At 61.9% G+C, this 20473-nt stretch carries 20 protein-coding genes; 12 read left to right on the plus strand and 8 right to left on the minus strand.

The genetic code is table 11. The features are described from left to right. Positions 1–68 precede the first annotated feature (68 nt). The gene (locus GGQ85_RS02465) at positions 69–1457 is read right to left on the minus strand and encodes a TldD/PmbA family protein (protein ID WP_309773231.1); all 1389 of its coding nucleotides are present in this window, start codon (positions 1455–1457) and stop codon (positions 69–71) included. A 284-nt stretch (positions 1458–1741) separates the two neighbouring features. Here GGQ85_RS02465 and GGQ85_RS02470 point away from each other — a divergent pair, with 284 nt between their 5' ends. Next, positions 1742–2263: a DUF6101 family protein gene (locus GGQ85_RS02470; protein ID WP_079447583.1), complete on the plus strand. Its 522-nt coding sequence runs from the start codon at positions 1742–1744 to the stop codon at positions 2261–2263. 80 nt (positions 2264–2343) lie between these two features. On the opposite strand, the gene ubiA is transcribed toward GGQ85_RS02470, so the two are convergent. The 3 genes from ubiA to GGQ85_RS02485 all read right to left on the minus strand — a co-directional run bounded on the left by ubiA (position 2344) and on the right by GGQ85_RS02485 (position 4291). Continuing rightward, the gene (gene ubiA / locus GGQ85_RS02475) at positions 2344–3267 is read right to left on the minus strand and encodes a 4-hydroxybenzoate octaprenyltransferase (RefSeq protein WP_309773232.1); all 924 of its coding nucleotides are present in this window, start codon (positions 3265–3267) and stop codon (positions 2344–2346) included. Between the two features lie 10 nt (positions 3268–3277). Then, positions 3278–3991 (minus strand): hypothetical protein, encoded by a 714-nt coding sequence (locus GGQ85_RS02480; protein ID WP_309773330.1) that lies wholly within the window; start codon positions 3989–3991, stop codon positions 3278–3280. 144 nt (positions 3992–4135) lie between these two features. Further along, positions 4136–4291: a hypothetical protein gene (locus GGQ85_RS02485; RefSeq protein WP_158081542.1), complete on the minus strand. Its 156-nt coding sequence runs from the start codon at positions 4289–4291 to the stop codon at positions 4136–4138. On the opposite strand from GGQ85_RS02485, the gene GGQ85_RS02490 reads away from it, so the two are divergent. The 7 genes from GGQ85_RS02490 to GGQ85_RS02520 all read left to right on the plus strand — a co-directional run bounded on the left by GGQ85_RS02490 (position 4290) and on the right by GGQ85_RS02520 (position 12651). Continuing rightward, positions 4290–5039 carry a 16S rRNA (uracil(1498)-N(3))-methyltransferase gene (locus GGQ85_RS02490; RefSeq protein WP_309773233.1) on the plus strand — a complete coding sequence of 250 codons (750 nt, stop codon included), beginning with the start codon at positions 4290–4292 and terminating at the stop codon, positions 5037–5039. The two genes, GGQ85_RS02485 and GGQ85_RS02490, sit on opposite strands and share 2 nt — an antisense overlap. Positions 5040–5288: 249 nt before the next feature. Next, on the plus strand, positions 5289–7445 hold the full coding sequence (locus GGQ85_RS02495; protein WP_309773234.1) for a TonB-dependent receptor: 2157 nt from the start codon (positions 5289–5291) through the stop codon (positions 7443–7445). Positions 7446–7653: 208 nt separating this feature from the next. Continuing rightward, the gene (locus tag GGQ85_RS02500) at positions 7654–8829 is read left to right on the plus strand and encodes an ATP phosphoribosyltransferase regulatory subunit (protein ID WP_309773235.1); all 1176 of its coding nucleotides are present in this window, start codon (positions 7654–7656) and stop codon (positions 8827–8829) included. Further along, on the plus strand, positions 8826–9803 hold the full coding sequence (gene hisG, locus GGQ85_RS02505; RefSeq protein WP_079447586.1) for an ATP phosphoribosyltransferase: 978 nt from the start codon (positions 8826–8828) through the stop codon (positions 9801–9803). Before GGQ85_RS02500 ends, hisG begins: the two co-directional genes overlap by 4 nt. Positions 9804–9887: 84 nt before the next feature. Then, on the plus strand, positions 9888–10934 hold the full coding sequence (locus GGQ85_RS02510; protein ID WP_309773236.1) for a glycosyltransferase family 2 protein: 1047 nt from the start codon (positions 9888–9890) through the stop codon (positions 10932–10934). After that, positions 10931–11776: a ChbG/HpnK family deacetylase gene (locus tag GGQ85_RS02515; RefSeq protein ID WP_309773237.1), complete on the plus strand. Its 846-nt coding sequence runs from the start codon at positions 10931–10933 to the stop codon at positions 11774–11776. Before GGQ85_RS02510 ends, GGQ85_RS02515 begins: the two co-directional genes overlap by 4 nt. Before the next feature lie 89 nt (positions 11777–11865). Further along, positions 11866–12651: a DUF2076 domain-containing protein gene (locus GGQ85_RS02520; RefSeq protein ID WP_309773238.1), complete on the plus strand. Its 786-nt coding sequence runs from the start codon at positions 11866–11868 to the stop codon at positions 12649–12651. 163 nt (positions 12652–12814) lie between these two features. Here GGQ85_RS02520 and GGQ85_RS02525 read toward each other — a convergent pair whose 3' ends face one another. Further along, entirely contained in the window at positions 12815–13594 is a 780-nt protein-coding gene (locus GGQ85_RS02525; protein WP_079447590.1) for a L,D-transpeptidase, read from the minus strand. A 296-nt stretch (positions 13595–13890) separates the two neighbouring features. Here GGQ85_RS02525 and GGQ85_RS02530 point away from each other — a divergent pair, with 296 nt between their 5' ends. Continuing rightward, positions 13891–14676, plus strand: a complete 786-nt coding sequence (locus tag GGQ85_RS02530) for a protein phosphatase CheZ (RefSeq protein ID WP_079447698.1) — start codon at positions 13891–13893, stop codon at positions 14674–14676. Positions 14677–14760: 84 nt separating this feature from the next. Here the strand turns inward: GGQ85_RS02530 and GGQ85_RS02535 are convergent, their stop codons facing one another. Then, the gene (locus GGQ85_RS02535; protein ID WP_079447591.1) at positions 14761–15312 is read right to left on the minus strand and encodes a hypothetical protein; all 552 of its coding nucleotides are present in this window, start codon (positions 15310–15312) and stop codon (positions 14761–14763) included. A 305-nt stretch (positions 15313–15617) separates the two neighbouring features. Here GGQ85_RS02535 and groES point away from each other — a divergent pair, with 305 nt between their 5' ends. From groES to GGQ85_RS02550, 3 genes are all read left to right on the plus strand, one after another. After that, positions 15618–15914 (plus strand): co-chaperone GroES, encoded by a 297-nt coding sequence (groES, locus tag GGQ85_RS02540; RefSeq protein ID WP_309773239.1) that lies wholly within the window; start codon positions 15618–15620, stop codon positions 15912–15914. A 177-nt stretch (positions 15915–16091) separates the two neighbouring features. Beyond that, the gene (gene groL / locus GGQ85_RS02545; RefSeq protein ID WP_309773240.1) at positions 16092–17738 is read left to right on the plus strand and encodes a chaperonin GroEL; all 1647 of its coding nucleotides are present in this window, start codon (positions 16092–16094) and stop codon (positions 17736–17738) included. A 106-nt stretch (positions 17739–17844) separates the two neighbouring features. Next, complete coding sequence (locus GGQ85_RS02550) at positions 17845–19041, plus strand: hypothetical protein (RefSeq protein ID WP_309773241.1); 1197 nt, start codon at positions 17845–17847, stop codon at positions 19039–19041. A 159-nt stretch (positions 19042–19200) separates the two neighbouring features. Here GGQ85_RS02550 and GGQ85_RS02555 read toward each other — a convergent pair whose 3' ends face one another. Together GGQ85_RS02555 and GGQ85_RS02560 are read right to left on the minus strand one after the other, a co-directional pair. Beyond that, a complete protein-coding gene (locus GGQ85_RS02555) occupies positions 19201–19608 on the minus strand; it encodes an META domain-containing protein (protein ID WP_309773242.1) in 408 nt (135 codons plus the stop codon). Between the two features lie 410 nt (positions 19609–20018). Then, on the minus strand, positions 20019–20453 hold the full coding sequence (locus GGQ85_RS02560; protein WP_309773243.1) for a hypothetical protein: 435 nt from the start codon (positions 20451–20453) through the stop codon (positions 20019–20021). Between the last annotated feature and the right edge of the window lie 20 nt (positions 20454–20473).

Raw genomic sequence — 20473 nt, forward strand, 5'->3', positions numbered from 1 at the left:
GTTCTCTGACTCCAACATTCGCAAGAACGCTCACTGAAACGCGATGCGAATGTTTAGAATCGGACCCCTTAGAGCCCACCAACAGTCAACCCTTCGATGCGGACGGTCGGTGCGTTGGTGCCGTAGCGAAACGCGAGATCGTTGGCAGGTGTCAGCGATTTGAACATCTCGATCAGATGCCCGGCAATGGTGATCTCACTGACTGGATAGGTGATCTCGCCGTTCTCGATCCAGAATCCGGAAGCGCCGCGACTATAGTCGCCGGTCACGCCGTTGACGCCGGAGCCGATCAGGTCGGTAACGTAGAAACCCTGTTCGACGTCCGCGATCAATTCGCGCGGCGTCAGTTCTCCCGCCTCAAGATGCAGGTTATACGATCCCGGCGATGGCGACGATGAAACGCCACGGTGGGCGTGACCGGTCGTGGTTAGTCCAAGCTCCCGCGCGGTCGCCGAATCCAATAGCCATGACGTCAGAACGCCGTCGTCGATCACCGCGAGCTTCTTGGTCGCGACCCCTTCGGCGTCGAAGGATTGCGAGCGCAAACCACGCATCCGCAATGGATCGTCGACGATCCGGATTCCTTTCGCGAACAACTGCTGGCCAAGCCGATCTTTCAGGAAACTGGTCTTGCGCGCGATCGCCGCACCATTGGCAGCGCTCACGACATGGCCGACCAGCGAGCCCGCGACGCGAGGATCGAACACCACCGGCACCTTGCAGGTCGCAACCTTGCGCGGATTGGCGCGCGCTACCGCGCGTTCGCCCGCGCTGCGGCCGATGCTGGCCGGAGACATGAGATCAGATCCATGAAGCGCGGAACTGAAATCGTAATCGCGTTCCATGCCGGTGCCGTCGCCGACGATCGCCATCATCGAGATGCCCTGGCTCGAACGCAGATAGCTTCCGTGGAAACCGGTGCTCGTCACCAATACCATGCCGCTGATGCCGGTGGACGCCGACGCGCCGCCGGATTTGGTCACGCCCTTGACCGCAAGACCTGCCGCCTCAGCTTCGACCGCTCTGCGCTCGAGTTCCGCCGTCGACGGCATCACACGATCGAGCAGATCGAGATCGGGGAAATTTTGTGCCAGCAATGACGGGTCGGCGAGTCCGACATAGCGATCCTCAGGCGCGACGCGCGCCATCGCGACCGCGCGTTCGGCAAGCTTCGCAACATTGTCGCCGCCGACATCGTTGGTCGAGACGGTGGCCTGCCGCCTGCCAACCAGCACACGCAGTCCAACGTCATCGCCCTCCGACCGCTCCGATTCCTCGACGCGGCCGTCGCGAACCTCGACACCTTGTGAGACGCCCCGCACGGCAACCGCATCCGCATCATCAGCGCCTGCGCGCTTCGCCGCCTCGACCAGCCGCCCGGCAAGTTCACTGAGGGCGGATTGATCGAACAGCTCGGATACGATGGATTCCGTCGATGAATTTGGTGAAGATATCACGAATAAAACCCCGGGTCTTCGACAAGACCGGCGCGCAAGCGGGTCCGTCATGAGATGTGCTTGTTCTACGCGGACTTCAAGCATTCAATGAAGCGGGTATTAAAGATTATCCGCGCCCCGGCAAGAACCCGTCAAGCATGTCGACCAACGGTCTGTCAATCATGCGCGCGAATGGTAGGCGGGCTACCTTCGATTAACCAGCCTTTTTAAGCAAATCCGGACCGCGCTCTGGCAAGCTCTCGCCCATCGACCGGAAACATAATTCCGGCGGGGAGAGTGAAGCCGTGAGGCGTCAAACAGCAACAGGCGGGATCAATCCCGCTGGGTCGAGCCGTAGCCTGCGGCTCGACCCTCTTTCACTGCCTGTCAGTTTCGCCGCGCGCGACAGCCGAGCCGACGGCGGCATCCGGCAGATCGAACTTCATCGCGAGTGCGTGACGCTGCACCGCGCGGTGCGCGGCATGAAAATGACAATCAGCGTACGCGTCAGCGAATTCATCGGCGTCACCGTGCGCGAGACTGCCGACGGTCGAGCGCTCGTGCTGCTTCACCGCGATCCGTCGCTTGTCATTCCCCTTCTTGTGACCGAGGACGCCGATGAACGTGCCGTAGCGTGGCAAGCCTGGAGCGAGATCCTCGCGCTTCCTCAGCTTGCCGACGACAGGCGCGATCCTGCGCCACGTCGGCGACGGAGCAATACCATCAGCGGGCGACGCCCGACCTTCCTGATGCGGCGGCGCGGCGGTGATCTGCTCAACCCCGCAGCAATCTATCGGGGCGAACGCGAGATCATCGCGCGACACTAAACGTTCGAGAAAGCATCCTCGGCTATTCGTTCTATTCGTTCATTGCAGGGCGTTAGAACCGTTTCGGGATTATGTCCCGGCTATAGCCACGCGCTGGCCAGCAACCCTGCGAACAACAACAGTCCTGCATCGCGGTTTGACTTGAAAATCCACAGGCAGAGCCGGGAGTCGCCGATCTCGATCCGGACGATCTGCCAGGCGAGATGCGCGGCAAAGGCCGCAAGGCCGATCCATGCCGGCCAGTGCGCGCCCCCAAGATGCACGGCAACGCCGATCAGGACGACGGCCAGCCCGTAGAAGATCGCCAGCGCTAAGCGCGTGCGCTCACCAAACAGCAGTGCGGTGGACTTGATGCCTATGAACGCGTCGTCGTCTGCGTCCTGATGTGCATAGATCGTGTCATAGCCGATCACCCATGCGACCGTCCCCGCATACAGCGCCAGCGCGGCCGCATCGATGCGGCCCAGCACAACTGCGAATCCCATCAGCGCGCCCCAGGAGAACGCGAGGCCGAGTACGACCTGCGGCCAATAGGTGATGCGCTTCATGAAAGGATAGGCCGCAACAATGAGGAGCGAGGCAATTCCCGTTGCAATGGCAAAGTGGTTGAACTGCAGCAGCACCACCAGCCCGACCAGCGCCTGCACAACGAGAAACACGAGCGCCTGTGTCACCGTAACCTGTCCCGCCGGAATAGGGCGCGACTGCGTACGCTCCACGCGCGCATCGAGATCGCGGTCAGTGATATCGTTCCAGGTGCAGCCAGCGCCGCGCATCGCAAACGCGCCGATGAGAAACAGCGCAATCGTGAGAGGAAGCTGGCTCACGTCACGGGCGAGGTGCGAAGCCAGCGCCGTCGACCATAGGCACGGTATCAACAGCAGCCACGACCCGATCGGGCGGTCCAGCCGCGACAGCCTGAGATAGGGGCGCGCCCACAGCGGCGCGCGGCTATCGACCCAATTGCCGACCGAGTCCGCGACGCGCGCAGCCGCATCGCTCATCAAAATCCCGTCATCGTGTGAGAGCGTTGCCGCTCAAGGTATCGAACGTGCTGCCGCCCTTCTTCGGCGTGGTTGCCTCAGGCAATCCGCCGGATGCCGACCCAAGAGCCTCGCTGAGGCTCGGGCCGGCCGGGCCGCGCATCTGCGCCTGCTTCGCCACGTCGCAAACCTTCTGCTCCATCGTCTCGGTCGCCTTGTGGTTGTTGCGCATCTGCGTCCCGACATTATCGGGAATTCCACATCTCCGGGAATTCGTATCGATGAATTTGATCATCTTGGCTTCCGCCTGCGAATACTGCCCGATCAATTTGCAAGCTTCGTCGGGCGGCGCTTTACGGGCGCTGGCGGTCTGGATCAACTTGCCCCGTTTCTCAGCCACCTCACGCAGCGGCATAAATTCCTTCATGCAATCTTCGCCACCGGGCGGGCCCGCCTGCTGGCGCGCAGGCGCTCCGAAACTACCCACCGGCGCTGCGCCTCCGGACGGAAACGAAGCGGGCGCGCCTGCCGTCGCAGAGGTTCCGTTGACGGGGGGAAACGGCGAGTCCTGAGGCGCAGCAGCGTTCTGCGTGGGCGCCCCGTTGACCGGCGGAAACGCCGGATCGTTGACCGTTCCGGTTGAGCTATTAGGCAATGGCGCCGGAAACGGTGTTTGACCGAGCGCGCCCGTGGTGCCGATAGCGAAAACCGCGAGCGTCAACGGAACGATCATGCGCAGAATGATCACAGCATTCCTCCGGCAGGGTCAAACGCCCAAGCCAACCTTTATCAACAAACGACCTGCCTTGATGTCCGATTTGTACGATCGCGGCCGATTCCTAACAACCCGACGAATTGGGCGAGAGCGCGACGCTTGGTCGCGCCGCAATCAGCAACGTCCCCAATATCCCACATTTTCCATCGGAATGATGCCGCAGCCCGCATTGTTCAAGGCAAATTGTTCATCGGGTTTGATGGGAACGGAAATCGCTACGCAATTTTCCTCGCCCTGCTCTAGTAAAGTGCTCGCGCAGGATTCATTCATGCCTCATACCGACTTTCGCAGTCCCCGGCTCTATGTCGATGCACCGCTTGCTGCGGGCAACAGAATCCCGCTCAACCGCAATCAGGGCAACTATCTTGGTAACGTCCTGCGCCTTGGGACCGGGACAAACGTTCTGGTCTTCAACGGCCACGACGGCGAGTGGCGCGCAGCAATTTCAGGCCGCAAGCGTCCGGAAAATCTTGAAATCGTCGCCGTGACGAGGAAACAGGACCACCTGCCAGACGTGCGCTACGCGTTCGCGCCGCTGAAACATGCCCGGCTCGACTACATGGTTCAGAAAGCTGTGGAGATGGGGGTCTGCGCACTGCAGCCCCTCCTGACCCGCTTCACGCAGGTCGGGCGCGTCAACGGCGATCGGATGCGCGCCAATGTCATCGAAGCCGCCGAGCAATGCGGCATCCTCAGCCTGGCTGCGGTGGAGGAGCCGGTGTCCCTGGATGGTTGGCTCGGCCGGCGCGCCCCCGAACGCCTGCTGGTATTCTGCGACGAGGCCGCTTTGACGGCAAGTCCGGCGCGGACGCTGGAGCCCATGCGCGGCGTCGCGCAAGGCATCGACGTTCTGGTCGGTCCCGAAGGCGGCTTCGCTGAAGACGAGCGGGAAAGCCTGCTCAACCAACCTCATACCCTGCGCCTGTCGCTCGGACCGCGCATCCTGCGGGCGGATACCGCCGCGGTTGCCGTCCTCGCTCTTGTCCAGACCGTGCTGGGGGACTGGCAGCCAGAATAGCGGAAGCACCGGGTCAGGCTCGCGCGACAGATCATCTCAAAAGACAAAGTCAGATTGTTTCGGCCGCCGCCCGTAATGGTCGGCCTATTTCGGCTTTTCCGACTCGACAGTCCCGCCGATGGTCGGAGCAAGCCCCTGCCATGACGTATTCCTGCCTCTCTCGGCTTCCGACCATTTTTTCCACTTGCAAGTGAATTGCATCTGCATCTTATATGCAATTGCAAATTAATCGCAGGAAAAAGTAAAAGTATGCGTGGGGTAGTTTTGGGTGTGGTCGCGGGGATGGTGTGCCTGATCGGCTCCCCAACCATGGAGGCGCGGGCACAAGGGCAGCTGCTGCCCGGAATCACCGTCGACGCGCCGAAGCGCGCCAAACGCCGCGTCCGCGTCGCCGTTCGGCGCGTCACTCGAACGCGGAGGCCAGTGCAGGCGCCGACGCCGCTCCCCGCCGTGCCGGAACAACCTCGCGCCGACGTGCCCCTCGCCTCAGCAAGCCTGCTCACGGCGAAGCAGGTGCTGGGGCGCGGCGCCGCTTCGCTCGGCGACACGCTCGGGACCACGCCCGGCGTCTCGGCAACGTCGTTCTCGCCGGTGGCGAGCCGCCCGGTGATCCGAGGCCTCGGCGGTTTCCGGGTGCGAACCCAGGAAAACGGCATCGGCTCCGGCGACATGGCCAATCTCGGGGAAGACCACGCCGTGACGATTGATCCGCTATCGGCACAGAACGTCGAGGTCATTCGCGGTCCCGGCACGTTGCGCTTTGGCTCGCAGGCGACAGGCGGCGTGGTCAGCGCCAGCAACAACCGCATCCCAACGACAATTCCGAAGAACGGCATCGCATTCGAGGCACGCGGCGGCCTCAACAGTGTCAGCACCGGCCGCGACGGCGCGGTACAACTCGATGCCGGCGGCAGCAACGTCGCTATCCATGCCGACGCATACGCCCGGCAGGCCAACGACTATCGTATCCCCGGCGGCATTCAGGCCAATTCCAGCTATCGCTCCGATGGCCATGCGGTCGGCGGCTCCTACATTTTCGATCGTGGTTTCGTCGGCATGTCATTTCAGGATACGGCGATGACCTACTTCATCCCCGGCATCGATTCCGCCAGGGTGAAGAACCACATCGACCTGCACCAGCAGAAATGGGCGAGCCGCGGCGAGTGGCGCGTGGGAGAAAGCGGCATCGATACGGTGCGCTATTGGCTCGGCTACTCCGATTACAAGCACAACGAGATCAACGGCGTCGGCGCCGCCGCGCTGATCGGTTCGCGATTCAAGAACCAGGAGTTGGAATCCCGCGTCGAGGTCACGCACCTGCCGTTCGCCACCATGCTGGGCGAATTGCGTGGCTCCGGTGGCGTGCAATGGAGCCGGCGCAATTTATCGGTCGCCGGCGCGACCGATCCCCTGCTCGCACCGGCGCAGAATGCCAATCTCGCCGCCTTCTTGTTCGAGGAACTGCGGATCACGCAAAATCTGCGAACACAGGCGGCATTTCGTATCGAGCAGACCGAAACCGACGGCACCGGCGCACGGTTTCCAGCGACGTTCCTGCCACCGCCGAATCAACCCACGGTGTTTCCGGTCGATCGCCGCTTCATGCCAATCAGCGCCAGCGCGGGGCTGCTCTACGATCTACCGCACGACATCGTCGCGCGCGCCACGTTGCAGCATGTCGAGCGCGCGCCCGATCCCATCGAGCTGTTCTACAAGGGACCGCACGATACGCCGCGCACGTTCGAGATCGGCGATCCGACCATGACATTGGAAAAGGCGAACACCGTCGAACTCGGTCTCAAGCGCGCACGTGGCGATAACCGTTTCGAACTGTCGATCTATCACACCCGCTATCAGAACTTCATCTTCAAGAACTTCACCGGCGTCCGCTGTAGCGAGAGTTTCGCTTCCTGCGGCACGCCGGGCGCGACCTACGACCAGATCATCTATTCGCAGCGCGACGCCCGCTTCACCGGCGGCGAAATCCAGATCGAGCATGACGTGGCGCGAGTGTGGAACGGCGTGTTCGGGGTCGAGGCGCAATACGACATCGTCCACGCGGTATTCCTCGACGGCAGTTTCGTGCCGAAAATTCCGCCGCAGCGGCTCGGTGGCGGGGTCTATTATCGCGACGCAAGCTGGACGGCACGCGTCAACTTGCTGCACGCTTTCGCCCAAAACAACCTCGGCGCGTTTGAAACGCCGACGCCGGGCTATAACCTTCTGAACGCCGAAATTAATCACACGACGACGTTGCCGAACGGCGACTGGCCGGTGACGCTCACCGTCGGCCTAAAGGGCGAGAACCTGCTCAACGACGACATCCGCTTCCACCAGTCCTACAAAAAGGACGAGGTATTGCAGCCCGGCCGCAACGTGCGCCTGTTCGCGTCGATGAAATTCTGACGCAAGGCGCCGTCCGTCGCCGTCAACCTTCTCGGCAAATAGCCGGCGGAACGAGGTCGAAACTCACCGCCCGCCGTGCTATGGGCTGCCGCAAATGATGTTGACCGGCGACGCGGCGACTTCGCCGTGCCATCGATATACATCGAATTTCAATATGTTAGGCAGGGGGCGCGACACCCGTGGGCGGCGCGCAAGCTTGGACGATATCATGACCGACACGCAAGCCGTTGGGGTGACCGGAACCGCCGCCCGGGCAGCAGCCCTGCTGTCGTCGTTCATACAGGCTGGCTATATCAAGGCGGAACCAGCCATCCTTCAACCGGCCGAGCCGTTTTTGGACCTCTCGGGCGAGGATATCCGCAAGAGCCTTTACCTCACATCCGATTCGGGAGGCGAGGAACTGTGCCTTCGTCCTGACCTCACCATCCCCGTCGCGCGCGACTATCTCGCGTCCAGCAAGGCCGGCAAGCCGGCCGGCTTCTGCTATCTCGGACCCGTGTTTCGCTATCGTGGCGGCCGCTCAAGCGAATTCCCGCAGGCCGGCATCGAATCATTCGGCCGCCAGGACCGCGCCGCCGCCGACGCCGAAATGCTCGCGCTCGGTCTGGAAGCCGTTGCAGCTTTCGGCATCGCCGACGTCGACATCCGTACAGGCGACGTTGCGCTGTTCACCGCGTTAATCGATTCGCTCGACCTTTATCCGGTATGGCGGCGTCGGCTGATGAAGGATTTCAACCGCAAGGTCAGCCTCGCGCTGGATATTGAACGACTGACGCTGGCGTCCGGACCGGGGCACAAGGAATACGAAGGCGTGCTGGCGGCTCTCGCAGGCTCCGATCGCAAAGCGGCCTTAGCGCTGGTGACCGACATGATGTCGATCGCAGGCGCGACCATTGTCGGCGGCCGCTCTTTGGATGAGATCGCCGACCGCTTCCTCGAACAATCCACCCTGAAGAGCGGCGCGCTGCCGCACGAGGCGTTGACGATCATCAAGCGGTTTCTTGCGATATCGGGCGATCCGGATGACGCGCTCGGCCAATTGCGCGCACTCGCCTCAGACGCCGGGCTCGATATTCACCGTGCGATCGATCAAGTCGAAAGCCGTACGGGCTTCATGGCCGCGCGAGGCGTAGAAACTGATAGTATCAGCTTCGCTACCGCCTTCGGCCGCGGCGTCGACTACTACACCGGTTTTGAATTCGAACTGCAGCGCAAGGACCAGGACGACGAGCCACTGGTTGCGGGCGGGCGCTACGACGACCTTATGACGCGACTTGGGGCAGCCGCACCGATCCCGGCGGTCGGCTTCGCGGTCTGGATCGAGGCGTTGACGCGGTCCGCAGACGTATCTTCCGCGAGCCGGATCGGCGGGAGCGCGCAATGACCACGCCACTCGTTCTAGCCGTGCCTTCGAAGGGCCGTTTGCAGGAAAATGCCGAAGCGTTTTTCGCCCGCGCCGGGCTGACGCTCTCGAAACCGCGGGGCGTACGTGACTATCGCGGCACTATCGCCGAGCTCGATAACGTCGAAATCGCCTATCTCTCTGCGAGCGAAATCGCGTCACAACTCGCGCGCGGCCTGGTGCATCTCGGCGTCACCGGCGAAGATCTGATCCGCGAAAGCATCGTCGACGCCGACAAACGCGTGGCGCTGATCAACGGCCTCGGGTTCGGCAGCGCCAACGTGGTTGTCGCCGTGCCGCAGTCCTGGATCGATGTGCGTACCATGGCCGACCTCGACGACGTGACGACCGGGTTTCGCGCCCAGCACAACCGAAGGATGCGGATCGCAACCAAATATATCAACCTGACCCGCGCTTTCTTCGCTTCGCACGGCGTGGTTGATTACCGCATCGTCGAGAGCGCTGGCGCCACCGAAGGCGCGCCCGCGGTCGGCACCGCCGAGATGATCGTCGATATCACGACGACCGGGGCAACGCTCACCGCCAACGGCCTCAGGGTGCTGGACGACGGCGTGATCCTGCGCAGCCAGGCCAATCTGGTCGCGTCACGCGACGCGGACTGGTCCAGCGGTGCACGTGAAACGACGCGGATCATTCTCGACCACATCGCCGCCCGCGCCCGCGCGAGCCAATACCGCGAGGTGCGAACCCGCTTCACCGGCTGCGATACTGCACTCTTCACAGAGGCACATGATCGCTTCGGCGTAGTCTCCCCGTTCGGAGGACCAACATCCTCCGGGATGGTTACGCTGCATTGCCCGCCGGACCGGCTTTACGCGCTCGCCGGTTTTCTAAGGCAACACGGCGCTGAAACGGTGTCGATCGCCTCGCTTGACTATGTGTTCGATCGCGAGAACCCGCTTTTCGCGAAGCTGGAAGCGTTCCTGCGGACGTAGAATCGTGCATTCCGCCCGTTGAAGCGCACGCTGTCACTTACTACCCTACAAACTGGAATGAATTGACCCCGTCGGAACCGACCGATGACTCCAGCTACCAGCCTTCCAGGTCTGCCTGCAGATAAGGCCACCGCGTCCGCGCAAGGTCTGTCGATCGTCGTCCCCGTTTACAACGAAGCCGCCGGGCTCCAGCAATTGCACGAACGTCTCAGTGCGCTTGCGGTAAAGCTGAGGCAGCGCTTCGGCCTCGCCTGCGAAGTCGTTTATGTCGATGACGGCAGCGCCGATGACACGCTCGACCTCGCCCGCGCGCTTCCCGCCACCGCGCTGGACGTGCAGGTGGTTTCGCTGTCGCGCAATTTCGGCAAGGAAGCCGCCTTGATGGCGGGCCTGGATCACGCGCAGCGCGGCGCGCTGCTGTTCATGGACGGCGACGGCCAGCATTCGCCCGATCTCGTGGAACGGCTGGTGGATCACTGGATCAACGACGGCTACGATGTCATCTACACCGCGAAGGCGCACCGGACGAACGAGTCGTTGCTGCGGCGGATCGGCGTGCACAGCTTTTATGCGATCATCAACTGGGGCGCGCGCCAGCGGATTCCCGAAGACGCCGGCGATTTTCGCCTGTTGTCGCCTCGTGCCGCTTCAGCGCTGCGCCGGATGCCGGAGCGAAACCGCTTCTTCAAGGGCCTCGCGAGCTGGATCGGTTTCCGTCAGTTCCGCGTCGACTACGAGCCCGACATTCGGACTCACGGCATGACCACCTTCAATGCCGCGCGGCTGCTCGGTCTGTCGATCGAGGGGCTAACATCATTTTCGGTGGCGCCGCTGCGACTGGCCAGCCTGCTCGGCCTGCTGCTGGCGCTCGCAGCCTTCCTGTTCGGTTTGTCTATCCTCTGGGAAACCTGGGTCGACGGCGAGTCGGTTCCCGGCTATCCGTCATTGTTTGTCGGCATGATGACGATTGGCGGCGTGCAGCTCCTGATGATCGGCATCGTCGGCGAATACATCGGAAAAATTCTCTCGGAACTGAAGGCACGGCCGATCTATGTCGTCGCCGAGCAAAGCATGAAGCAGGCCGAACCCGAGCCGGCCGACGGCGGGCCGCATCGGACCGTCGCCGAATGAGCGGCGATGAACCGCAACGTCGGATTCGGCTGTGCGCAGACGATTACGGAATCAGTCCGGGCGTCAACCGCGCGATCCGCGATCTCATCGAACGGGAGCGTATCAACGCGACGTCGGTGATGGTGGTCGGCCCCGCCGCGGGACGCGATGAGGTGGAGGCGCTGAAGGTGGCGTGCGCGCGCCATCCGCATTGCGCGATCGGCCTGCACCTCACTTTAACCGCGCCGTTTCATCCGCTCACCCTGCATTACCGGCCTCTGGATGGCGGGTTGTTTCTCCCGCTCTCGAAGATGCTGCGCGCCAGCCTGTCGCGCCGGCTCGAGCCCGAGATGATTTTCGACGAGGTGACGGCGCAGATCGGGGCGTTTGTGGAACGATTCGGCCGCGCGCCCGAGTATGTCGACGGCCATCAGCATGTGCAGATTTTTCCTCAGGTGCGGGGCGCCTTCCTGACCGCCGTCAAGACAGCCGCACCCGACGCATGGGTGCGGCAGTGTGGCCGCAGCCGACACCCGCTGACGCAACAACTCGCCGCGCCGAAGGCGTTGCTCCTGGATCTCTTAAGCGCCGGATTTCGTCGCCATGCCGCGCGCGCCGGCATCCGCTTCAATCCGGCCTTCGCCGGCGCCTATGACTTCGCGCAGTCTGACTTCGCCGCGCTGATGCAGGGATTTCTGAACGGTTTGCCGGATGGCGGTCTGATCATGTGCCACCCCGGCTTCGTCGATGAAATCTTGCTCGCGCTCGATCCCCTCACCGACCAGCGCGAGCGGGAGTACGAATTCCTGGCCGGAGATAGCTTCGGGGACATGCTGATTGCCAACCGGGTGACATTGGGCTGATCTGTCCGCCGCGAAAATATTCTCCGGCGGCACTACTTGCGACACAGAATACCACTACATCCCAACAGCCATCTTTTTGGGAGAGCGCCATGACGCCGGAAGAACGACAGTTGGTTGACGACCTCTTCACCCGCCTCGCCAGCGTCGAAAACACGCCGCGCGATCCCGCCGCCGCGGCAGCTATCGCCGAGGGCCTGCGGCGCGCGCCTAACGCGCTTTACACGCTGGTGCAAACGGTTTTGGTGCAGGACGAAGCCCTGAAGCGCGCCGACGAGCGCATTCAGCAGCTTGAGGCCAGCGGAGCCGGCAATCAGGCTGTCTCGGGGGGCGGATTTCTCGACCAGATGCGCGAGACTTTATTCGGCGGCCCCGCGCCGCGCGGCTCGGTCCCGAATGTCCCCCCAGCGCCTTCTGGCCGCCCGGCCTGGAATACCGGTGAGGCGTTGCAGCAAACCGGACAAGCCGGACGCTTTGATCAGGGAGCCGGCCATTCGCCCTATGGCACCCCGCCTCCGCAAGCAGGCGGCGGCTCGTTTCTCGGAACGGCGGCGGCCGCCGCCGCGGGAGCCGTGGGCGGCGGTCTGCTTCTCAATAGCATCCGCTCCATGATGGGCGGCGGCGAAGCCCGTGCCAGCAGCTTCGGCGATTCCGGCAGCCTCGGCAGGTCGTCCAACCCGTCGGGCGGCGCCGGCGATCAATCAGGAAGCAATCTGGCACGCGATGCCGGTGTGAACGACCTCGGATCGCAACGGCACGGCAACCCATCGCAGACTGGCTCACTCGACCATGACCATGATCATGATCATGATCAGGACGATATCGATGCCGAAGACTTCGACGATTTCGATGACTTCGACGAAGGAGAGGACACCTGACGTCTCCGGTCCTCAACAGCACAACGGCTGAAGCGTTTTCGAGCGAAGTGGATACCGGTTCGTGTGAAGAAAACGCGTCAGATCAAATCTGAGAGCCCCGCTTCTGATTCCGTCAGAAACGGGGCTCTAGGCGGCCGTTGTCATCTGGGAAGATGATCGGGCGTCAGATCACAACCACTCTGACGCCAATGCGAACCCGATCATAGAGATCGATGACGTCCTGGTTGCGCATCCGGATGCAGCCGGACGATACGTTGGTGCCGATTGTCCACGGCTCGTTGGAACCGTGGATGCGGTAGAGCGATGAGCCGAGATACATCGCGCGAGCGCCAAGCGGGTTCTGGGGGCCGCCCTCCATGTGGCGAGGAAGATCGGGGCGGCGCTTCAGCATCTCTGCAGGCGGAGTCCAGGCGGGCCATTCCTTCTTCGCCGATACCGTCTTGACGCCCGCCCACAGAAAACCGGGCTTGCCGACGCCAACTCCGTAGCGAAGCGCCGTGCCGCCGCCTTGCACAAGGTAAAGGAACTTGCTCGACGTATCGATGATGATGGTGCCGGCGGCTTCCTTGCCGTGATATTCGACGAGCTGCCTCTCGAATTTCGGATCGAATGCGGGATGAGCGGCCTCGCTCGCGTCCTGCTGCAGCATGATCTGCTGCGGTTGCGGCGCATAGAGCGGGCGCGAATCATAGCGCTGTTGCGGATAATGCGATCCCTGTTGCTGGACATCTCCAAACAGCGACTCGATGAAGCCGCCGCCCATGTTGGGCCGCTCGGCATATGCAAGGCGCTGCTCGGACGGCTGCGGCGTGGATTGATCGGCGTAGACGGCGGTCGGCTGGGTGAAGAACCTGGCCTGTGGGTCTCTTGCAAAAGCCTGCTGGATCCCGAGGCCGGCAAGCGACACGCCCGCAAGGAGCGCGAAGGATATGTGTCTGAACATCGACGTACTCTGCACTGTTTTGCCGTGGATGGTCGCTGGGAGTCGCGTCAATGGCGCATCCCTCCCGCACAGCGATTAAGAATTAAAACCGCGTCGGTTTGGTAAACGGAACGGCGGCTTGATTCACCACGCCGTCGATATGACGGGGTTCTTTCCCGTAGCGTTTATTTTCCATGAACGAAAACGCTCTGCGCGCTGCGGATTCGTGCGGATTCGTCGCGAACAGTTCCCGCATGAACCGGGCGTTAAAACACGCCGGTGTAAAAGGCAATCGAGTCCAAAAGCCGGGGAATATGATGGCTGTTCAACGCAAGCGCTTCCGCGTCGAGGAAATCCTGAACGGCGGCACGCCGGTTATTACAGCCGTCGTCGACGATGCGCCAATGCCGGTGCATCGTGAAATCATGGCGGAGTTGCGGGCGATCCGCCAACAGATGGGAGCTCCGAGCCTCGACGGCCCGGACGAAGCGGCCGGAGCGGCCAATGACGGGACCACCAGCCGCGAGGTCGCCGAAGCACAAATGCTGCTGCAAACCTATCGCGCACAAATCGAGCAATGCGAAAAGCTCAAGACCGAACTTGATCTGATCTACGACGCCATCAGCCGCACCAAGCAGGAAATCGCGGTTCTACATGGCAAGAGTTTCAGCGGCGACGAGATGGCGAAGGTGACCGACGAGCTTGGCGCCGTGGTAGGAGGTACCGAGCAAGCGACCCAACACATCCTGGAGGCGGCTGAAGCGATCGATCAGTCGGCCAGCGCGCTGTCGAAGGCGGCGTCGCCGGAGCAGGCTCGGTTGCTGAGTGAGGAAATCCAGGAGCGCGTGATCTCGATTTTCGAGGCATGCAATTTCCAGGATCTCACGGGCCAGCGCATTGCCAAGGTGATGAGCACGATGAAGTTCATCGAGCATCATATCAATGTCATGATGGATATCTGGGGCGGTGTGGACGCCATCCGTGCCCATGCTCCACCGATCGTCGACGATCGCGTCGGCGATGCGAAGCTGCTGAACGGTCCGAAGCTCGAAGGCGACGAGGGACACGCTTCCCAGGACGACATCGACGCGCTGTTCGGTTAGCCTCAGGAAGCGTCACATCCCTCATTGAGAATGCCCGGCCGTCGGCGCCGGGCATTTGGTTTGAATCGATCGCGCGTAGCCCAGCTAATGGGCCTGTGGCTTTGCCGCCGTGTGGCGGGGGGCCGACGCGGCCGCAGGCGTACAGCGGATATAAACCATGTTGCCGTAGCGGGTCGCCGCATCCGGGTCGATGAAGCGCGTGATGAGCACGTGGCCGTCGAAGGAGACGATCTCGCGATCTTTTGGACCGCCGGGGGGGCCTTCCGGCCCGATGTAGTTCTTGCCACTCTGGCTACCCTTAAGCCGCAACTCCTGCGGCGTCGCCTCGTCGGCAAGATGCATGATGACGCCGCCATTGCCGCCTGCGCTGATCACGTAAGGATTTTTGCACTGCGCCCTGGCCGCGGCCTCGGTCCGAGACCGGTCGTTCGGATTTTGATAGGACGCAAGACCCCACCGTCCGACCAGTTCCTCGGCACGGACCGTGGCCGGGATCTCGGGCTCGACGGGCGGCGGGGGCGCCGGCTGCGGCGACAGTCCGATCGAGCCGAACGACCCGCATCCGCCGAGAAACACCGCCAGGGCCGCGGCCGCCCCAAGGTTCAAAGCCGCGCGTCCGCCGTCTGATTTGACCATTGTAAACACCCTGACCGAATTTCCGACCGCTGTGCCCCCAGCAGCCGGACCTAAAAAATGAGATCGCAGCACCCGCACTCGCCAAGGCGGAGAAGCTACGACATGCTTGCGTCTATCCTACACGCCCTCACCAACGGCTTAAGAGGCTTGCTTGACAGCATGGCTGCCAAGCCATATCCCCGCCCACGAATAGCACTCTCGGAATATGATTGCCAAAAAGATACGAATCGCTCGGCCGTCGTGAATCAGAGCGCATGCATCCATCGATGGCAATTCAGAGTCCTGCGAACCCCCGGAGGAGCGTTATGGCTAAGACCAAATTTCGTCCGCTGCATGACCGTGTTGTGGTCAAACGGATTGATGCCGAGGAAAAGACTAAAGGCGGCATCGTCATTCCCGACACGGCAAAGGAAAAGCCCTCCCAGGGCGAGGTCGTGGCCGTTGGTCCCGGCGGACGCGACGAAACCGGAAAGCTCACGCCGATCGATGTCAAGGTCGGCGACAAGGTGCTGTTCGGCAAGTGGTCGGGCACCGAGATCAAGCTCGACGGCCAGGATCTCCTCGTCATGAAGGAATCCGACCTCATGGGCATCGTCGGCTAGCGTCCCTCCGCAATCAACCGCTTCGATTGAAGCGTCATGCCCGGACATGATCGGGGCATCCATCTTTCAAAACGATGGATGCCGGCATAGGCGCGAAGCGACGCCGTTCTTCGAACGGCTATGCTCGGCAAAGACGCCCAAGGGAAGCGGCACACAACAAACCAGGAGTAACATTCAATGGCCGCCAAAGACGTCAAGTTTTCCGGCGACGCGCGCCAACGCATGCTGCGCGGCGTCGATATCCTCGCCGACGCTGTGAAGGTGACCCTCGGCCCGAAAGGCCGCAATGTCGTGATCGAAAAGAGCTTTGGCGCGCCCCGCATTACCAAAGACGGCGTCACCGTTGCCAAGGAGATCGAACTCGAGGACAAGTTCGAGAACATGGGCGCTCAGATGGTGCGCGAGGTCGCCTCCAAGACCAACGATCTCGCCGGCGACGGCACCACGACCGCCACGGTGCTGGCACAGGCCATCGTCCGCGAGGGCGCGAAAGCAGTTGCCGCCGGCATGAATCCCATGGATCTCAAGCGCGGCATCGACATCGCCGTCGCCGCCGTGGTGAAGGACATCGGGAAGCGCGCGAAGGCGGTGGCGTCCTCGGCCGAAGTCGCTCAGGTCGGCACCATCTCGTCCAATGGCGACGCCTCGATCGGCAAGATGATCGCGCAGGCGATGCAGAAGGTCGGCAATGATGGCGTCATCACCGTCGAGGAGAACAAGTCGCTCGAAACCGACGTCGATATCGTGGAGGGCATGAAGTTCGATCGCGGCTATCTTAGCCCCTACTTCATCACCAATGCGGAGAAAATGGCGGCCGAGCTGAACGACGCCTACATCCTGCTGCACGAGAAGAAGCTGACCGGCCTCCAAACTTTGCTGCCGGTGCTCGAGGCGGTCGTGAAATCCGGCAAGCCGCTGCTGATCATCGCGGAAGATGTCGAAGGCGAAGCGCTGGCCGCGCTGGTGGTCAATCGGCTTCGTGGCGGCCTGAAAGTGGCCGCAGTGAAGGCACCGGGCTTCGGTGATCGCCGCAAGGCCATGCTGGAGGACATCGCCATCCTGACCAACAGCCAGCTCATTTCCGACGAGCTCGGCATGAAACTCGAGAACGTCACCGTTAATATGCTGGGCCGCGCCAAGAAAGTGCTGATCGACAAAGAGAACACCACCATCGTCAACGGCGCCGGCAAGAAAAAGGACATCGAGGCACGGGTCGGACAAATCAAGGCGCAGATAGAGGAGACCACCTCCGACTATGACCGCGAGAAGCTGCAAGAACGTCTGGCCAAGCTCGCCGGCGGCGTTGCGGTAATCCGTGTCGGAGGCGCGACCGAGGTCGAGGTCAAGGAAAAGAAGGATCGCGTCGAGGATGCGCTCAACGCCACGCGCGCCGCGGTGGAGGAAGGCATCGTGCCCGGCGGCGGCACGGCGCTGCTGCGGGCCAAGAAGGCGGTCGGCCGCATCAACAACGACAACCCGGACGTGCAGGCCGGCATCAACATCGTACTGAAGGCGCTGGAAGCGCCGATCCGTCAGATCGCGGAAAACGCCGGCGTCGAGGGCTCCATCGTGGTGGGCAAGGTTCTCGAAAACAAGACCGAGACCTTCGGCTTCGACGCCCAAAAGGAAGAATATGTCGACATGATCGCCAAGGGCATCGTCGATCCCGCCAAGGTCGTGCGCACCGCCTTGCAGGATGCCTCGTCGATCGCAGGGCTGCTCGTGACCACCGAAGCCATGGTCGCCGAACTGCCCAGGGAAGAGCCTCCGGCTATGCCACCGGGCGGCGGCGGAATGGGTGGTATGGGCGGCATGGGCTTTTGAGTTCCTTCAACGGCACGACTTCGTCAGAAGGCCGCCTCCGGGCGGCCTTCTTTTTTCGCGAAGTGGGTTTTAGGGTAAGGGCCGATTCGACAAGCGGGGATTCTCCATGCGCGCGCTGCGGCTGTGCCTGATCAGTCTAACGATGGCTTTACCGGGACCTCTGCGGGCGCAAGACCGGCCGCTTCCCAAAGCTACGCCCGGCGCGGAGGTGAGATACTTCACCTCCATCGACGGACTGATGGAGGGCAATGCGGACGTTATCCTTAAAGAGACCCGCCAGGGCAAGACGGTCACGGGCGCCGTTCTCGATGTGTGTTACCCTGCGGAGAAAGGCTCGAGCCGCAAGGACCGCTTCGTCGCCAACCTCGCGGTGAACGGTTCGACCCTGACCGGCAGCACACAAAGCATCGCCGACAAGCTGCCGGTCACGGTGAAGCTCACACGCAAGCCCACAGGCGATACCTTCGAGTTCGGGGGCAGGATCAGCGTCGGCCAAAAAGTTACCGACGTGACCTCGACAGACAATTCCGACCTCAGCGAGGCTGAGTTCAACGATGCCCGGATGACCGATGACGGCATCAGCGCATCGCCGAAGGATTTCACCGAGGTATCTCCCGAAGCAATCGCCGTGAAAGTGAAGATCGACGCAGCGATCGACCTGCTCAAAAGTTTGAGAGAACAAAATGTCGAGGTGCTGCTGAACAGCCTCGAGGTGACTTGCGAGGCGCTGCGGGCGGGAGCGCAGGTCATCGACATCAACGTCGATCCTGAGCGCGCCCCCTCCCTTCTCGCTCGGTTGAAAGCAACGCCCGGCGTGGTCGCCGCGGGCTGGAGCGCCGGGATGTTCGATATGGAGCGCACCATCCGGTTTCCGGCCGCAGAATGGCGTGACAAGGGCAAACTCAATCGCGACAAGCTTGCGACCGCTATCTCCGGTGTGCTGGAAAAAGCTTTGAATGCAAAGCCGGCGTCAGCAAAATGGAGTGACAACACCGGCAAACTGACGTTGACGTTCAAACGCCCCAGCGTGCTGGTTCCGGCGCTCGGGTTGACCGACACCATCAAAGTGACAGCATTGCCAGGCCCTGACAGGCCCGATGAATCCGATCATATCATGCTCTGGGTCGGCGCTCCCTCGACTAGCACTGCGGACGAAACCGATGGGCCGAGGCTCGGTCTTACCGACGATCTGTCAGCGGACGACGGCGAGAGTAACGAGACCAATGACAGCGGCACGCTGGATGCGCTGGCGAAACAGTTCAAAGCCCAGCGCTGGGACGTCGACAAATCGGCCTGGAAATAGCGGGTATCCGGTCTTCGCGGCAAAGGAATCGCGATCCGTACACGCACGGCATAACTCACAATCTAGAGTCCTCCACCGCTTCACGGAAACGGTGCAAGGACTCTACCTTTGTGACGCGTTTTCTTCACGCGAACCGGATCCACTTCGCTTGAAAACGCTCTAGTTTGTATTGAGATGAAAGCGCAGCGTGGTCGGTCCGACAAACGAGATCTCATCGTCCTGTCGCTCCCAGGTCACGGCAGCGGAAAGCGCCGCAGTCAAATCGTCATCGGCCTGAGCTTTCTCCGGCGGACAGGAGCGATCCTCCAGCGGACCGGCCGCGAAGATGACGGTGTTGCCGGCAACCGAAAACTGGCCTCTCCCGCCTTTGCACCACAATTCGAGCTTGACCCCGCCACTGTCGTCAATGTCCAGCGATGGCACCCGCTTCGAACCGGGCTGCGGCGATGCATCCAGCGTCATCTCGAAACCGAACGGAAATCCATCCTGCGCCGACGCCGGCCACGCGCCGGCGGCTCCCAGCGCGACCAGGACCACACCCAACACGAACCCAAACCTTGCAGCCATCTGCCCTCATTGAACGAGCTGAGACTGATAGAACCAGTCGCCGTTCTACAAGTTGAACGGACTGGAATCAGCCTCTCGTCATCTTTGGGATCGAGCGCGATCTTCTCGAAACCGATTTCCACTTTGCTCGGCTCTTCGGGTTGGGATCATGCTAAGAGCTTTTTGACGCGTTTTCTTCACACGAGCCGGCATCCACTTCGCTCGAAAATGCTATAGTGCGTTGAGGCTTGATCAACGTCATTGCGAGCCGGCCGATGGCGACGTGTGGCGGCATCCCAACGCCAACGAAGCAACCCAGCTTTTTCTTCAACCTCTGGATTGTCTCGCTTGACGCGCAAACCGGCGCAAACCAATTAATCGGTCCCCGGCTCGCAATGACGAGGCGGTCGGTTCAACCAACCTCATCTGCTTTAAGTGCCGTCCTCTCCCGACCCGGGGGTTTGATCCGTATGGCCATAGGACGGAGCCGCAGGCTCAGCCATCGCCCAGCTCGTGTCCGGCACAGGGGTGGGCTTTGGCGCGGCGCGCTTGGCCACTGCCTTTTTCGTCGAGGCCCTGCGCTTCGCCGCCGGCTTCCTTGCGGATTTACCGGTGGATCGCTTGGCTGACTTCTTGGCGGATTTTTTGGTGGATTTCCCTGGAGATTTTCTGGCGGATTTTTTCGCTGATTTCTTTGCCGACTTCTTCTTCACGGACTTCTTTTTTGAAGCCGTCTTCGCCGCCTTCTTGCCAGACTTCTTTGCGGACTTCTTCGTGGATTTCTTGTTCGCCGCTACGGCCTTCTTCTTGCTCTTCTTGGCCTTAACGCCCTTCGCCTTGCTGGATTTCTTAGCTTTCTTAGCCATCGTGATCCTCCTGTTGCCGC

Source organism: Nitrobacter vulgaris (assembly GCF_031453995.1).
Lineage (GTDB): Bacteria > Pseudomonadota > Alphaproteobacteria > Rhizobiales > Xanthobacteraceae > Nitrobacter > Nitrobacter vulgaris.

What these genes read in the sequence shown, in the direction of transcription:
- ubiA (WP_309773232.1), bottom strand. Translation starts at nt 3,267, where the DNA reads ATGAGCGATGCGGCTGCGCGCGTCGCGGACTCGGTCGGCAATTGGGTC.
- GGQ85_RS02490 (WP_309773233.1), top strand. Translation starts at nt 4,290, where the DNA reads ATGCCTCATACCGACTTTCGCAGTCCCCGGCTCTATGTCGATGCACCG.
- GGQ85_RS02485 (WP_158081542.1), bottom strand. Translation starts at nt 4,291, where the DNA reads ATGAATGAATCCTGCGCGAGCACTTTACTAGAGCAGGGCGAGGAAAAT.
- GGQ85_RS02495 (WP_309773234.1), top strand. Translation starts at nt 5,289, where the DNA reads ATGCGTGGGGTAGTTTTGGGTGTGGTCGCGGGGATGGTGTGCCTGATC.
- GGQ85_RS02500 (WP_309773235.1), top strand. Translation starts at nt 7,654, where the DNA reads ATGACCGACACGCAAGCCGTTGGGGTGACCGGAACCGCCGCCCGGGCA.
- hisG (WP_079447586.1), top strand. Translation starts at nt 8,826, where the DNA reads ATGACCACGCCACTCGTTCTAGCCGTGCCTTCGAAGGGCCGTTTGCAG.
- GGQ85_RS02510 (WP_309773236.1), top strand. Translation starts at nt 9,888, where the DNA reads ATGACTCCAGCTACCAGCCTTCCAGGTCTGCCTGCAGATAAGGCCACC.
- GGQ85_RS02515 (WP_309773237.1), top strand. Translation starts at nt 10,931, where the DNA reads ATGAGCGGCGATGAACCGCAACGTCGGATTCGGCTGTGCGCAGACGAT.
- GGQ85_RS02520 (WP_309773238.1), top strand. Translation starts at nt 11,866, where the DNA reads ATGACGCCGGAAGAACGACAGTTGGTTGACGACCTCTTCACCCGCCTC.
- GGQ85_RS02525 (WP_079447590.1), bottom strand. Translation starts at nt 13,594, where the DNA reads ATGTTCAGACACATATCCTTCGCGCTCCTTGCGGGCGTGTCGCTTGCC.
- GGQ85_RS02530 (WP_079447698.1), top strand. Translation starts at nt 13,891, where the DNA reads ATGGCTGTTCAACGCAAGCGCTTCCGCGTCGAGGAAATCCTGAACGGC.
- GGQ85_RS02535 (WP_079447591.1), bottom strand. Translation starts at nt 15,312, where the DNA reads ATGGTCAAATCAGACGGCGGACGCGCGGCTTTGAACCTTGGGGCGGCC.
- groES (WP_309773239.1), top strand. Translation starts at nt 15,618, where the DNA reads ATGGCTAAGACCAAATTTCGTCCGCTGCATGACCGTGTTGTGGTCAAA.
- groL (WP_309773240.1), top strand. Translation starts at nt 16,092, where the DNA reads ATGGCCGCCAAAGACGTCAAGTTTTCCGGCGACGCGCGCCAACGCATG.
- GGQ85_RS02550 (WP_309773241.1), top strand. Translation starts at nt 17,845, where the DNA reads ATGCGCGCGCTGCGGCTGTGCCTGATCAGTCTAACGATGGCTTTACCG.
- GGQ85_RS02555 (WP_309773242.1), bottom strand. Translation starts at nt 19,608, where the DNA reads ATGGCTGCAAGGTTTGGGTTCGTGTTGGGTGTGGTCCTGGTCGCGCTG.
- GGQ85_RS02560 (WP_309773243.1), bottom strand. Translation starts at nt 20,453, where the DNA reads ATGGCTAAGAAAGCTAAGAAATCCAGCAAGGCGAAGGGCGTTAAGGCC.